The organism is Elusimicrobiota bacterium, assembly GCA_041660925.1.
Classification (GTDB): domain Bacteria; phylum Elusimicrobiota; class Elusimicrobia; order UBA1565; family UBA1565; genus JBAZUV01.
Window position 1 is genome coordinate 299747 of sequence record JBAZVI010000001.1, and the last position, 13252, is coordinate 312998.

Here is a 13252-nt window from a genome sequence, read left to right on the forward strand (position 1 = left end):
CCTTCCTTTGGAGAGAGGGGGGCTAAGGCCGGTCTTTGCGGACGGCGACCCAGACGACGTAGTGGGCGCCCCGATGACCCCGGCTGCGGACCGGGACCTCGGAGACCTCGAAGTCCGCCCGGCGCAGACGCTTGACGAAGGGCTTGTTCGGCCGGGCCGACCAGAAGGCGAGGATGCCGTTGGGACGCAGCGCGGCGCGGGCCTCCGACAGGCCCTCCTCCGAGTAGAGCCGGTCGTTGGCCTTCATCGTCTGCCCCTGCGGCCCGTTGTCGACGTCCTGAAGGACGGCGTCGTAGGTCTCCCGCGCCTCCCGCAGGACGAGCGCGATGTCGCGGAGAAGAACGCTGACGCGGCGGTCCTTCAGGGGGTAGCCGGCCAGGGCGCCGAGCGGCCCCCCGTTCCATTCGACGACCTCGGGCACGAGCTCCGAGACGTCCACCCGGGCCGCGGGTCCGAGCCCCTTGAGCGCCGCGGCAAGCGTGAAGCCCATGCCGAGTCCGCCGACGAGGACGCGGGGGCGCGGGAGGGAGTGCAGGCGCGGGATGACGATCTCGGCGAGGGCGTCCTCCGAGGAGTGGGCGCTGCTGTCCATGAGGAGGCTGCCGTCCACCTTGATGGAATACTCGCCGCCGCGCCGGTGGAGCGTGAGCTCTTCACCGCTCACGGAGACTTTCGCGCGGCCGAGCAGCTCCCAGGGGATCATGCCCCGGGGCCTTTGCCCTCGGGGAACTCCCGGTCGTAGAGGTCGCCGTAGAGCTTCTTGCCGCAGTCCGGGCAGATGCCGTGCGAGAAGCGGGCTTCGCTGTGCTGGGAGATATAGGTCTCCACCGATTCCCAGAAGCCCTTGTCGCCGCGGATCTTCTTGCAGGACGCGCAGATGGGGATGAAGCCCTTGAGGAGCTTCACCTGCGTGAGCGCGTCCTGGAGCGTCTGGATGGTGACCTGGCGCTCCGCCTCCGCGTTCTTGCGTTCGGTGATGTCCCGGACCGTCGCCTGCAGGAAGGCCTTTCCTTCCGCCTCCGTCCGGGTCAGAAGGACCTCGGCGGGAAAATCCTGGCCGTTGAGGCGCCGGTGCGTCCACTCGAAGAGGTGGAAGCCCTCCCGCATGGCCGTCTCGATCATCTCGCGGGCCTTCTCGGCGGAGGGCCGCCCGTCCGGCTGCCGCTCGGGCGAGAGCTCCCAGGGCCCGCGGGAGGTGAACTCCGCCTCGTCCTTCGCCCCGAACATGGCGACGGTCGCCGGGTTTCCCGAGGTGAAGGCCCAGGACGGAGGCGTCAGCGTCATCAGGGCGTCGCGCGAGGTGGAGAAGAGGCAGCGGTAGCGCTCCTCGCTCACCCACATCCGCGTCATGGCCCGGTCGAGCCCCAGATAGGCCAGCGAGATGCCGGCCAGCCCCAGGCCCCAGATGAGAAGATGCCAGACGATGAGGGAGACGTGCAGCGCACGTTCGGCCTCCAGAAGTGGCGCCAGGGGGACCGTGCTGAAGATCCCGCCGCGGATGTCCCCGAGCCGATATCCGTCCTGCGCATGGCAGGAGAGACAGTCCGCGTCGGTGCGAAAGGCGCGCATGTAGTTCAGCTGCGCGCCGCGGCCCTCTCCCGATAAAGACATGCTTTCCGTCTTCCCGCTCAGGAAGGATTCCAGGGCCGTCCGCTTCCAGGGCTCGGGGGGACCGGAGCGGACGCTGTCCAGGCTCGCGATGCCCCCGTAGGGAAGCCCTTTCCGGGCCCGCTCGGCGTAGATCTGCCGCATGGCGTAGGCGTGGCTGATCTGCGTGAGCCGGCGGCCCTCAGGAGTCCGGACGTCCTTCCCGGAACCGTGCATGGCGGGTTCCGCGGCGGTCTCCGACGTCAACGGCACGTAGACCCCGCCGTGCCCGCTGACCCACTTCCGGAAGGAGTTGTCCATGTCGACGATGGTCCGGGCCTCGTCCTCCGCGATCGCCTGCACGCTCAGGTTCTGCGTATGGAGGTTCCAGCCCCATGAGAGGAACAGCATCGCCGTCCAGAGCGCGCCGGCGAGGCCGGCGTAGCGCCGCAGAGGAGTCCGAAAGGAGATGAACGTGTTCAGCATGCCGTTAGAACCCGCAGAGGGCTCCTGCGCGGATTATAGCTGATTCCGCGGCAAACGGAGCCCGGGCGCGGCAAGAGGGGCGCCGCGTAGGCCTTAGGGCCTATTCGGGCCTGGGCCTCTTGTCACATGATGCTCGCGGCCATCCGGCTATCCTATCCATGATGAAGCTCGGACTCCCGAAGGCCCTCCTCCTCCCCGCGCTCCTCGTAGCGCTCTCCGGCTGCAAGCCCGGCGACGACGACGCCCAGGCCTCGAAGGCCAACGGCGACACTCTTTCCGCCCCCGAGCCCGTCCGCTTCGGCACGAAGGCCCAGCCCGGATTCTCGCTGGAGACCCAGGAGCTCCTGGCTAAAAGGCTCGGCGGGAGCTTCGCGCTCGGGCCCGCCGAAGCGCCCGAGGGCCAGGCCAACCGGTGGAGCGGCTATTTCGACGGCACAGGCGCCCATGCCTCCATGGGAGCCCCGGCCGTGGACGACGCCAAGATCCGCGCCATGATGAGCCGCCACGGCGTTTCGAACCGCATCGTGGACACCGTCATCTCCGAATCCAAAGAGCAGGGCGCCGACCCCCTCCTCGTGCTCTCGGTCATGAAGAAGGAATCGGAATTCAACGAGCGGGCGCGCAGCCCACATGGCGCACGCGGCCTCATGCAGGTGATGCCCGGCACGGGCCGCGGCCTGGGCGTGCGCAACGCCTCTCAGCTCTACAACCCGGAAGTGAACATCCAGGCCGGGGTCCGCTACCTCAAGCAGATGTTCGACAAGTTCTCGGACGTCAGTATGGCCCAGCTCTCGACGGTCAACCCTTTCGCCGACAACGGCGTCAAAGCCGCGATCGCGGCCTACAACGCGGGCCCCGGCGCCGTCGAGAAGTACCAGGGAGTCCCCCCCTACCGCGAGACTCGCAAATACGTCCAGAAAGTCGCTGAGTACTACGACTACTTCCGGCAGCAGTTGAACTACATCTGAGCACGTCAGAAGCGCGGCCGCCGCCGCAAGGGGTCGCGCTTTTCGCGCGTCTACGCTCGAGGACGGCGAGCCTGCGCGCCCTGCGTACGCTCGTAATGCTCGCTGGAGTGCGAGCTGCGCCCGCAGCGGGAGCAGACGCCGAGGAAGCCGCCCTGCCGCATGAGCAGCGCCCGGAAACGGCGGTACGCCGGTCCGTTGAACGCCCGGCGATAGTCGCCGCCGCGCAGGCGCCCGAGGCGGTGTCCCAGCGGCTGGCAGGAGACGAGGGTCCCGTCCGGGACGACCCAGAGGCAGTTCCACTGCCCCAGGCAGAAGCCCTTCTTGGGGACCTCGGCGGCCGGGTCGTACCATGCGCGGATCTCCGCGGGCGTGAGGTCCAGCTCGAAGCGGACCGAAGGGTCGCGCTCCGCCCGGATCCTCGCCATCTCGCGCAGCAGCCGGGCGACGTCCATGCCGCGCGCGAGCTCTTCGGAGGCCTTCACCGCCGTGCCGCAGCCGAGCTCCCTGCGGAAGAGGTCCCGGACGGCGGCGATGTCCCTGCTCCGGACGTACTCCAGATGGTTGAAGGCGATGTGGTCGGGGCGCAGGGCCTTGAACGCCTTGTAGGCCGCATGGAGGTTCCGATGGTTGCGCGGATGGATGGTGCACCAGACGCTCAGGCGCGTGTTCCCCTTGAGCGGCGAGGCGTTGACGGCCGCGCAGAGCGCCGCCGTGCGCGCGAAGGCGCCCTTCGCCCCGACGACGCGGTCGTGCACCGCGGGAGTCCCGTGCAGCGAGAACACGATCTCGTCGATGCCCGCCTCGAGGAGCCGGAGGGCGGTCTCCTTCTTCATCGGCCAGCCGCCGCTGGTCACGAAGCAGCGGTGGCCGCGCGCCTTGATGCAGGCGACGAGCTCCGGCAGGTCGGGCCGCAGCGCGGGCTCGCCGCCGCAGATCCAGAACTCCCGGGGCTTCCCGGAGAGCGCGTCCACGAGCTTTTTGAGCGCGGGGAGGCGCAGCTCCCTGCGGGACGTGCCGCGGCAGCCGCTCCTGGACATGAAGCAGAAATCGCAGGAGAGCGGGCAGCGGTAGGTCAGGTCCAGCGCGATGTAGTTCGGCTCGAGGAGTCTAGCGGGCAAAGAACTTCCGGACGGCGCCCGCGACGTAGGACGCTTCCGCCTCCGTCATGCCCGGATAGACCGGCAGGTGCAGGGCGCGGCGCAGATAGTCCGAGGCCGACGGCAGGCCCGGGGACGCGCGGCGCCCGTGCAGCGGCATGTAGACGTACTCGAGCGGGATCCCGGCCGCCGAAAGATGCCGCTCGAGCTCCGCGCGGCGCTCCGTGAGGACCGGGAACTCCTGCGCCGCATCCGCGACCCTGGGCAGGGCAAGGCCGGGGAGCCCCGCCAGAGCCTTGCGATAGAAACGGTTCGTCTTCTTGAGGCCGTCGAGCGTCTCGGGCAGCCGCTCCAGCTTCATCGAGAGATAGCCCGCGGTCCGCGCGTCCGGGACCGGGAAGCGCTTCAAGACGTCCGCGATCCTCGCCGAGAGTCCAGGGTCGTCCCAGACCACGGCGCCGGCCTTCGTCCACGGAGCTGAGACCGGCTTGTACGGGGAGAGCGAGAAGACCCCGATGAGCCCGAACGAGCCATATCTCCGTCCGCCGCGCCCGGCGCCGACGATCTGCGAGGCGTCCTCGACCATCGGGGGCCGACCGCGGCCCACGACGGAGCCCGGCGCCCCCGGAAGGCCGGGCGTGGAGAACATGTGCGCGCAGAGGAAGAGGTCGTAGCTCCCGCGGGCCGCGGCGAGGGCCTTCTTCGAGACGTTGAGCGTCCGGAGGTCGACGTCGAGGAGCACCGCTCGGGCCCCGGCGTACCGGACCGCCTCGAGCAGCGAGGGATGGGTCAGGTCGGTGAGGGCGACCTTCTTCGGACGCAGCGCCCCGAGCGCGGTCTTCAGGGCGGCGGCGCCGCCGGAGGTGAGCCGGCAGTACCGGCGGCCGATGAACTCGGCGAACTCCCGCTCGAAGCGCTCGACGGGGACGGGAGACGGAGCGCGGCCGGGAGCTTCCGCCGGCCGGTCGATCCGGTGCGGGTCGAAGATCCTCGCGCTCACGGGCGTCCCGTTCCCCATCGGAACGCGACTATACCATTCCCTGGGAAAGGACGGCGAGCCGCGCGCTCAGGGCAGACGGATGCGATGCCCCTTGGCCGCGAGCGCCTGCGCCGCCTTCTCCGCGGAAGAGAAAGCTCCGCCGCACTCCCAGGGGTGGGCGCCGAAATCCTCCAGCTTCTCGAGCAGGCACTCGACCGCCCGGACGGTCTCCCCGTCGCCCGCCTTTCGGCGGATGCGATAGAGGTTCTCGTAGAAGGAGACCTCCTTCGAGACTTTCCCGCGGACGCACCAGTACGAGGCATGGAGGACGCCGTAGCCCGCCGAGGTCCGGATCGGGCCGCCCGTGGCGTCCCCGGAATCGCCGGTGAAGAAGTAATGCTGTTCGTCGTAGCGCTGCTTGTCGGCCACGAGATAGACCCCGTCGGCCTCCAGCGGCGGGATCCCCCCCGGACGGTACTGCCCGCCCTGGCTGGCGAGGATCAGCTCGCGCGCGTAAGGCAGGCGGGCCCCCTGGCCGCCGCAATACAGCTTGGCCGCGGCCGCGGTGGTCCGGGGCTGCCCCGGAGCGGCCGGGATCCATTCCAGCCCCGGCTGAGGATCGAACCAGTCGCGGTACTCGTTGGCCTGGAAGAAGTCGAAGAGCTGGCGCGCCAGGTCCGCCATGACCTCGCCGACGGCGCCGGCGGCGACGAAGCTGCGGCTCTGCCCGCCGGCCAGCTTCTCCACCGTCAGCGTGGCCTGGATCTGGTCGCCGCCGAGCAGAGTGTACGAGCCGTAGAGCAGGATGTCGACGTTCTCGAGAGCGCTCCGCGCGGACTGCTCGTCGGTGGAACGGCTCTTGACGGCCGCGAAGACCGCGGAGCCGCGCGAGAGGAATTCGACGCGTCGCCGTCCGTCGCTCAGCCGGTGGGCCGTGAAGAGCCGGTCCAGTTCCGCGCGCAGGGTGTGCTCGAAGGAGACCTCGAGCCCCTGCAGGGCCTGCTCCTTGTGCACCGCGTGCATGCCGTCGAAGATGAGGATGGCCTGCAGGATGGTCTTGGCCAGCTCGTTGACGTCCGCGTTGGCGCCGGCCATGGGGATCAGGAGCTCGCCGAACTCCTGGAGCATCATCTTGCGCACGACGTCGCGGTTCTGGCTCATGGTGTAGGCGAACTCGGCGTAATCCGCTCCGCGCGCAAACACGATCTCGGGCCAGACCCGTGCGACGCGGCCGCGCTCGACGAACGCCCCGGCCCCCTGGACCGGGGCGGGCGGCTCCGCGGCCGCGAGCCGCTCCCCCTGGAGGAGCAGCCTGGGAGCCTCCAAGACGACCCCTTGATCGAAATCGACGAGCCCCTCCGCCCTCGCTGCGACGCCGCAGAAGGAGAGGAGAGCCGCCGCCAGAATCACCCGTCGTCGATCGTTCGTCATATACGGACACGATACCCTCGGAGGCGCCCTCCCCGGAAGGGTCCGCCGGGGGAGCGGACGCGCGGAAGAAGACCCTTCGGATTCTAGGTCCTCGGCCCGCGCCGGAGGGCGGGCCTCGGCGGATGAGAGGTCAGCGGAGCGTCTTGTAGCCCCACCAGGCGTCCTCGTTGAAGGAGAACAGCGGCGTGTAGAAGACGTTCTCCTCCGTCCGATAGACGCTCCAAGACAGGTTGTCCAGGATCCACGCCGAGCCCTCCAGCCGGACGAGGAGCACCGCATGCTTGAGCCCCAGGAGATGATGGTGCACCACGAGGATGCGCAGGCGCTCGGAGGACCAGCCAAGCTCCCTCAAAGAGAAGTATTTCGCGACGGCGTACTCCTCGCAGTCGCCTCCATCCCGCATGAACTCCTCGGGCGTGGCCCAGCCGTTGTCCCTCGAGTCCGGCTTGTAGGGCACCTGGTTCCAGCGGGAATGGACCAGCTCCATCTGCTCCTTCTCCGGCCGTCCGCGCAGGTCCTCGAAGACCGTCCGCCATCGGCTCGAGCGGCCGGCGCGGTGGCGCTCGAGCATATCCTGCCAGCGGACGAGCCCGGAGACGGGCGTCGGCTGAAGCAGCTCCCGCGCGCCCCAAAGCATGGGAGAGGCCTGCGCGGACGGCGGGACGGGCGGGACCTCGGGACTCCGGATGTCTCCGCCGGCGACGATCGCCGCGGCGCCGCGGAGGCCGAGGGCTTCGAACGACGGCACGGCGGACTCCGCCCGGACGCAGAGCAGGGCAAGAAGAGCGAAAGCTCGCAGCATGCAGAGAGTATGTCCGGACGGGGCACGACGGGATAGAAGCGAAGGGCCCACGGGGACTTTGGGCTTGCGGTGCCGGAAACCCCGCGGACGGATGGGCGGCGACGCACGAGCGGACCGCGGCGAGCGGCGGCCGAACGACCCTCTTCAGGGATTCGGGCCGCCCTTGCCCGGCGCCGTCGACTGCTGGACCTGGGCGCGGAGCCGGAAGATCTCCTCGAGACGCAGCTTGTCCTGCGCGACCATCGTCTTCTCCCATTCCTGCGTCTCGCGCGCGAGCTTCTCGCGCAGGCCCCACAGGAGCGCGTCCTGCTCGCCGACCTGCTCGAGCAGCCGGGCCTTCTCGGCGGCCCAGCTCCCCGCGCACTCCGCGAGCTTCTCGCCGCGTTCATGCTCCGACGACGACAAGGTCCGGGAGAGCTCCTGGACCTTTTGCGTCGCAAGGTCGCGCGCGGCTTCCGCCTCGTGCAGGCGGCGTTCGAGCAGCTCCATGCGGGGCAGCAGCGCCGCCTCCGGTGCCGTCCGCTTCGCCTCGTCCCGCTGCTCCTGCGCTCGGCGCAGGTCGGCTTCGGACTTCTCGAGCGCGGCCCGGAGCGCCGCGCGCTCCGCCTCGAAAGTCTTCTCCTCCCCCTGCAGGCGCGCGAGCTCGTCCGCCGTCCGGGAGGAGGCCCCCTCCAGGTCCGTTCCGCGCGCCGGGCGCTGCGCGGCTTTCAGCAGGTCCTGCAGATGCTTCTCCTGGAAGACCGTCTGTTCACGCAGACGCCCGCATTCCGTCTGCAGCCCTTTCGACCGCTCCAGGGCCTGAGCGCGCTCGTCTTCGGCGGCCTTGAGCCAGGACTCGAGCTTCTCGACGTGCGCGCGCAGGGACTGTTCGCTGCGCTCGCGCTCCTGGAGCTCCCGGGCCGCCTTGTCCCGCTCCGTGGAGAACATGCGCGAGGTGTAGCGCGCGAGTTCCTGGACCTGCACGGTCTCGCGCCGATGATGCTCCAGGACGGCGTCCTTGTCCGCGCGCAGCGCCGCAAGCGCGCTCTTGAAGCCTTCGTAGGTGCGGGCGTCGCGCTGCACGACCTCTCGGAAATCCGCGTGCACGGGATAGACGCGCGTCCCCAGGGACTCCGCCGCACGCACGCAGAAATCCTCGATGCGCCCGCGGGAAAGACGGTAGTGGGTGCTGATGGAATCCAGGAGGAGCTGCAGCCCCGTCTCGGCGATCCGGACGCGGTCCTCGTATTGGAGCTCGAGGAGCGCGAGGTGTCCGCGGAACTCCGAGCCCTCCGGAGAGACCTTGAGGTACCGCTCGTGGAACACCGCCCGCTTCTTCTCGAACTCCGTCTTCGCGCGCAGCATCTCCTGCAGCACGCGCTGGATCTCCGCATGCACGGCGCCCACGGGGGTCTGGTCGACGGCCTGCTCGAGGTGCCTGCGGGCTTCGGAGATGCGCCCATGCACTTCCTGGAGCTGTTCCAGGCCCGCGCGGCGCAGGCGCAGGAGCCGCTCTTCCTCGGCCGCCTGCAGGGCCTCCGGGCTGTCGGGCTGTTCTTCCGCGGTCATCGCGGGAGCGCGCCGGGAGCGCCGAGGGGAGAGCTCAAGATGGACGCTATTCTAGATGGGGACGGACGGCTCATGCAAGTCGAGCCCGCCGCGGGAGCCGCTCCCGCATCAGAGGCCTTCGGCTCCGGCGATGCGCTGACTGCGGACCGCCTGCTCCTCCTCGAGGACCACGTAGAGCGCGACCTCCTTGCCCTGGCGGAGCACGGTGAGGGCGACGATGTCCCCGGGCATGCGCTGGTGGACGGCCGCGAAGAACGCCTCGGGGTCCTCGATCGGCTCGCCGTCGAACTTCACGAGGACGTCCTCGGGCCGGAGACCCGCCTTTCTGGCCGGCCCGCCGGGGAAGACCTGCTCCGCGACCAGACGCCCCTGCTCGTCGAGGGAGAGCGAGAGCCCGAGCCAGACCGAGGTCAGGCTCCCGGTCCGGCCGTACTGCTCCCAGGCCCGGACGATGTCGTCGGCCGAGATGGCGAAGGCGACGCCGGAGCCCTTCGCGGGAGGGACGACCTTCGTGTTCATCCCGACCACGCTGCCGTCGAGGGCGATGAGGGGCCCTCCCGAGTTGCCGCCGTTGATGGCCGCGTCGGTCTGCAGGCAGGTGTAATACTCCTCCGCCCGGTCGATGCCGCTGACGATCCCGCGGCTGACGGTCTGCGGCAGACCGAAGGGATGGCCCACGGCCAGGACTTCGATGCCCAGGCGCACCTGCGAGGTGTGCATGAGCGGAAGGGACTTCCAGCCGGACTTCCGCGGAGGCAGGCGGATGAAGGCGACGTCCAGCCGCTCCCCGGAGCCCGCCGCCAGGAGCCGGCCCTCGACGCGGGCGCCGTCGGCGAGCGTGAGGCGGACGGGCGCCCCCGCCTCGAGGTCCCCCACCACGTGCGCGTTGGTGGCGACGATCCCCTCGGGAAGGAAGATGAAGCCGGAACCGATGCTGCCCCCCGCCTGGACCTTGACCACGGAACCCGCCACCTGCTGGATGACGAGCTCGGTCGGAGTCATCGGGACGACGTTGTTGTTGAGGGTCGGGCGGGAGAACTCCTGCGCCTGGAAGGCCGGGACGCCGACGGCCCCGAGCGCGGCGAGGAGCTCCTCCGCCGCGGCGTTCACGCGGAAGCAGCCGAGAAGAGCCGCCGTCGCCAGGATCAACGCACTCCGGTCGCTTTTCATCTCAGAAACACCTCGGGCGCTGCGAGAGCCGACCCGACGATAGCAACGGAGGACCCTCACCAAGAGGGGCCGGCAGGGGAACGACCGCGCGGGAGAAGACCCTTCGAAAATCTAGGTCCTCGGCCCAACGCGCGGGCCCGCGGCGCTCGGCGCGAGGACGGGTCCTGCCCTCCCGGAACGCGGTTCCCAGGCCGAGCCGATGAGGTAGAATCTGAAGATGGCCTACCACTGGGACCTCTTCTGGATGCTGACGCGCACGGAGTTCCGCATGCGCGACCAGGGGACCTTCGGGGGCTTCCTCTGGACGCTCCTGCATCCGCTGTTCATCTTCCTGATCCTGTACGGGGTGTTCACCCGCATGATGGCGCCCCAGGTGGAGCACTACGCCGCCTACCTCCTCATCGGGATCGTCCAGTGGAATTTCTTCTCGGTCGCGACGACCGCGGGGCTCACGAGCCTGCGGCGCAAGGCGGGCCTGCTCGGCCATTTCAACTTTCCCCGCATCCTCATCGTGCTCTCCGCGGTGTTCTCCGTGCTGATCTCCCACCTCCTGGAATGGCCGGTGCTCATGACGGGGCTCCTTGCGATGGGCCTCGAGCCCAACGCCGGCTGGCTCCTCCTGCCGGCCGTCATCCTGGTCGAGACGGCGCTCGTCGCAGGCCTGTCCTGCTTCCTCGCGGTCGCCGCGGTCCACCTGCGGGACCTCGAACGCGCGTGGTCGATCGCGCTCTACGGCCTGTTCTTCCTGACCCCGGTCTTCTATGCCGCCGGGATCGTGAGCGGGACCGGCCGGCTGCTCCTCTCCGCCAACCCGCTCGCCGCGGTGCTCGCCGCGAGCCGCGCCCTGATCTTCGCCCACCCCTCGCCGGCTCTGGCGGGCCTGCTGCCGGCGGGCGCGGTCGCGCTCGCGCTCTGCGTCTCGGCGGCCGTGCTGTTCCCGAGGATGAGCCGCGGCCTCGTGGAGAAGCTGTGAAGAGCGCCGTCCGCGCGGAAAGGCTCAGCAAGCGCTTCCGGCACGTGCTCCCGCGCCGGGACACGCTCCTGGGCCGCTTGAGGGGGCTCGGGGACGGGGTCGAGACCTGGGCGCTGCGCGAGCTGTCCTTCGAGGTCGAGCCCGGCGAATGCTTCGGCATCAGCGGCCCCAACGGGGCGGGCAAGAGCACTTTGCTCTCTTTGATCGCGGGAATCCTCGCGCCGACCAGCGGACGCGTCGAGGTCGGAGGCCGCACCAACGCCTTTCTGAGCCTGACCCACGGCCTTCAGCCGGAGCTGAGCGTCCTGGACAACATCGAGATCTGCGGCATCCTCATGGGACTGCGGCGCCGCGAGCTCCTGCGCCGAAGGGACGCCATCCTCGATTTCTCCGGGCTCGCGGAGCGCGCGGAGCTGCGCCTCGCGGAGCTTTCGACCGGGCAGACCGCGCGCGTCGCGTTCTCGACGGCCCTCCACGCGGACCTGGACATCATGCTCATCGACGAGACGCTCGCGGTCGGCGACGCCGCGTTCCAGGCCAAGTGCGCTCGGGCCTTCCACGACCTGCGCGGGCAGGGAAAGACCCTCCTCATCGCCTCGCACGACCAGGAGCTGCTGCGGCGCCTCTGCCGTCGGACGCTGCACCTGGAGCAGGGGCGCGGAGCGCCGTCATGAACCTGTGAGCTCCGGCGCTTCCTCCCTCTCCGTCATCATCCTGGCCTCGCGTCCGCGCTCGCTCAGCCGCTGCCTGGAGAGTCTGGTCGAAGCCCGGCTGCCGCAGGATTTCGAATGCCTGCTCCTCCTCAACGGGAACGAAGAGGCCTGCGCCGCGGCGGCGACCCCCTACCTGGGACGACTCCGGGGGCTGAAAGTCCTCTCCGGGGCGCCGCGGTCGCTCGGGGATGCGCGAAACGCCGCCGTGGCCCGAGCCCAGGGCGGCTGGCTGTGCTTTTTAGACGACGACGTGACGGTGCCGCAGGACTACTTCTCGGTCCTCGGCGAGAAGATCCTCCGCTACCCCGAAGCGGCCGTGATCGGAGGGCCCAACCTCACGCCGCCGCAAAGCCCGCCGTTCGAGCGCTGTGTCGGCCGCCTTCTGAGCTCCAGGCTGTGCGCCGGCCCCATGAGCCGGCGCTTCGGGGGCTTCCCCGCCGATACGTGGACGGATGAGAGCGGCTTGATCCTCTGCAACCTCGCCATCCGGCGCGAGGCGCTGGCCGGGGAGCGCCCGCCCTTCGACCCCGAACTCGTGCGCAACGAGGAGAACCTGCTCCTCGAGCGGCTCGCGCGCGTCGGGCGGCGCGCCCTGCATGCGCCGGAGCTCTACGTCCACCATGAACGACGCTCGACGGTGGGAGCGTTCTGCCGCCAATGCTTCCTGTCCGGCCAGGGACGGGCGCAGATGTCGCTCAAGCTGCCGTCCTCGCTGCGCCTTCTGCACCTGGCGCCGCTCCTTCCTCTTTTGGGGTTATTCGGCCTCTGCGCGCGGCCCTTCCTCTTTTTTCCGCTTGCCGCGGTCTACGTCTTCTCCGCGGCGGTCAACGCCGCCGCTCTATCCCTGCGCCGCTTCGAGGGCGGACAAGGTCTCGCCTGGCTCTTTCTGCTCCACCCGCTGGCGCATCTGAGCTACGCCGCCGGCCTCTTCGCCGGGCTGGCGGCGGGGCGCTATGGCCGGAGGAGCTGCTCCTCGCCGCTGCCGTCGACGACGATCGATTCCTTCTCGCTCCCCATCCGCAGCTCCAGCTCGTAAACGACCGCGGCTCCTTTCGTGACCCGTTTCGCCGACACGATGTCGGCCTGGGGGTATTTCGTCTGAGCGGAGAGCTTCACGGCCGCCGGCAGTTCCTTCAGCGCGATGCGTTCCTTCTTCTCCAGGACCTCGCCGGCCTCGGAGAGCACCAAGCCGCGGAGGACCTTCCCGTCCCTGGTCTCGATCTCGAAGACCGTCTTCCCGTCCCGCTCTTTGCGGAGGCAATGGCGGACCTTCGCTTTCGGATACAGTTTCTTCAAAGCCGTCATCACTTCCGCGGGAGCCACGCTGGGCTTCACCCTTTTGGCCGCGGCCGGATGGGCGGCGACGCACGCGAAGGACACGACGAACAACAGCCGGGCGATCCGCTTCATGGACTCAAGCCTCTCTTGGCGGCGCCGCCGATGGGACCCCTTCTCGCGCCGAGCGTATTCTATATCAGAGACGGCGCCGGGTGCCGCC

13 protein-coding genes are annotated in these 13252 nt (G+C 69.6%); 4 read left to right on the top strand and 9 right to left on the bottom strand.

The genetic code is table 11. The features are described from left to right. Positions 1-22 precede the first annotated feature (22 nt). Together WC969_01215 and WC969_01220 are read right to left on the bottom strand one after the other, a co-directional pair. The gene (locus WC969_01215; protein MFA6028449.1) at positions 23-703 is read right to left on the bottom strand and encodes a spermidine synthase; all 681 of its coding nucleotides are present in this window, start codon (positions 701-703) and stop codon (positions 23-25) included. Beyond that, complete coding sequence (locus WC969_01220; GenBank protein ID MFA6028450.1) at positions 700-2073, bottom strand: PAS domain S-box protein; 1374 nt, start codon at positions 2071-2073, stop codon at positions 700-702. The genes WC969_01215 and WC969_01220 overlap by 4 nt, the downstream gene beginning before the upstream one ends. 161 nt (positions 2074-2234) lie before the next feature. Between WC969_01220 and WC969_01225 the strand changes: the two genes are divergently transcribed. Further along, positions 2235-3041: a lytic transglycosylase domain-containing protein gene (locus tag WC969_01225; protein ID MFA6028451.1), complete on the top strand. Its 807-nt coding sequence runs from the start codon at positions 2235-2237 to the stop codon at positions 3039-3041. Positions 3042-3091: 50 nt separating this feature from the next. On the opposite strand, the gene WC969_01230 is transcribed toward WC969_01225, so the two are convergent. From WC969_01230 to WC969_01255, 6 genes are all read right to left on the bottom strand, one after another. Beyond that, the gene (locus tag WC969_01230; protein MFA6028452.1) at positions 3092-4159 is read right to left on the bottom strand and encodes a radical SAM protein; all 1068 of its coding nucleotides are present in this window, start codon (positions 4157-4159) and stop codon (positions 3092-3094) included. Then, positions 4149-5156, bottom strand: coding sequence for a DegT/DnrJ/EryC1/StrS family aminotransferase (locus WC969_01235; protein MFA6028453.1), 1008 nt, complete (start codon positions 5154-5156; stop codon positions 4149-4151). Before WC969_01235 ends, WC969_01230 begins: the two co-directional genes overlap by 11 nt. A gap of 48 nt (positions 5157-5204) precedes the next feature. Further along, positions 5205-6548, bottom strand: coding sequence for a hypothetical protein (locus WC969_01240; protein ID MFA6028454.1), 1344 nt, complete (start codon positions 6546-6548; stop codon positions 5205-5207). Between the two features lie 130 nt (positions 6549-6678). Then, positions 6679-7350, bottom strand: coding sequence for a transglutaminase-like cysteine peptidase (locus WC969_01245; protein MFA6028455.1), 672 nt, complete (start codon positions 7348-7350; stop codon positions 6679-6681). 144 nt (positions 7351-7494) lie between these two features. Continuing rightward, entirely contained in the window at positions 7495-8898 is a 1404-nt protein-coding gene (locus WC969_01250) for a hypothetical protein (GenBank protein MFA6028456.1), read from the bottom strand. Between the two features lie 108 nt (positions 8899-9006). After that, positions 9007-10068: a trypsin-like peptidase domain-containing protein gene (locus WC969_01255; GenBank protein ID MFA6028457.1), complete on the bottom strand. Its 1062-nt coding sequence runs from the start codon at positions 10066-10068 to the stop codon at positions 9007-9009. A gap of 217 nt (positions 10069-10285) precedes the next feature. Between WC969_01255 and WC969_01260 the strand changes: the two genes are divergently transcribed. Genes WC969_01260 through WC969_01270 form a run of 3 tightly spaced genes read left to right on the top strand, consistent with a single transcriptional unit; the run spans position 10286 to position 12790 of the window. Continuing rightward, positions 10286-11041 carry an ABC transporter permease gene (locus WC969_01260; protein MFA6028458.1) on the top strand — a complete coding sequence of 252 codons (756 nt, stop codon included), beginning with the start codon at positions 10286-10288 and terminating at the stop codon, positions 11039-11041. Then, positions 11038-11715 (top strand): ATP-binding cassette domain-containing protein, encoded by a 678-nt coding sequence (locus tag WC969_01265; protein ID MFA6028459.1) that lies wholly within the window; start codon positions 11038-11040, stop codon positions 11713-11715. The genes WC969_01260 and WC969_01265 overlap by 4 nt, the downstream gene beginning before the upstream one ends. Before the next feature lie 4 nt (positions 11716-11719). Next, positions 11720-12790: a glycosyltransferase gene (locus WC969_01270; protein MFA6028460.1), complete on the top strand. Its 1071-nt coding sequence runs from the start codon at positions 11720-11722 to the stop codon at positions 12788-12790. Here WC969_01270 and WC969_01275 read toward each other — a convergent pair. Next, entirely contained in the window at positions 12706-13164 is a 459-nt protein-coding gene (locus WC969_01275) for a hypothetical protein (protein ID MFA6028461.1), read from the bottom strand. The genes WC969_01270 and WC969_01275 overlap by 85 nt on opposite strands. Positions 13165-13252 lie beyond the last annotated feature (88 nt).

Excerpts from the sequence above, each read along its gene's own strand:
- WC969_01215 (MFA6028449.1), bottom strand. The coding sequence starts at position 703 with ATGATCCCCTGGGAGCTGCTCGGCCGCGCGAAAGTCTCCGTGAGCGGT.
- WC969_01250 (MFA6028456.1), bottom strand. The coding sequence starts at position 8,898 with ATGACCGCGGAAGAACAGCCCGACAGCCCGGAGGCCCTGCAGGCGGCC.
- WC969_01275 (MFA6028461.1), bottom strand. The coding sequence starts at position 13,164 with ATGAAGCGGATCGCCCGGCTGTTGTTCGTCGTGTCCTTCGCGTGCGTC.
- WC969_01255 (MFA6028457.1), bottom strand. The coding sequence starts at position 10,068 with ATGAAAAGCGACCGGAGTGCGTTGATCCTGGCGACGGCGGCTCTTCTC.
- WC969_01220 (MFA6028450.1), bottom strand. The coding sequence starts at position 2,073 with ATGCTGAACACGTTCATCTCCTTTCGGACTCCTCTGCGGCGCTACGCC.
- WC969_01235 (MFA6028453.1), bottom strand. The coding sequence starts at position 5,156 with ATGGGGAACGGGACGCCCGTGAGCGCGAGGATCTTCGACCCGCACCGG.
- WC969_01225 (MFA6028451.1), top strand. The coding sequence starts at position 2,235 with ATGAAGCTCGGACTCCCGAAGGCCCTCCTCCTCCCCGCGCTCCTCGTA.
- WC969_01240 (MFA6028454.1), bottom strand. The coding sequence starts at position 6,548 with ATGACGAACGATCGACGACGGGTGATTCTGGCGGCGGCTCTCCTCTCC.
- WC969_01245 (MFA6028455.1), bottom strand. The coding sequence starts at position 7,350 with ATGCTGCGAGCTTTCGCTCTTCTTGCCCTGCTCTGCGTCCGGGCGGAG.
- WC969_01260 (MFA6028458.1), top strand. The coding sequence starts at position 10,286 with ATGGCCTACCACTGGGACCTCTTCTGGATGCTGACGCGCACGGAGTTC.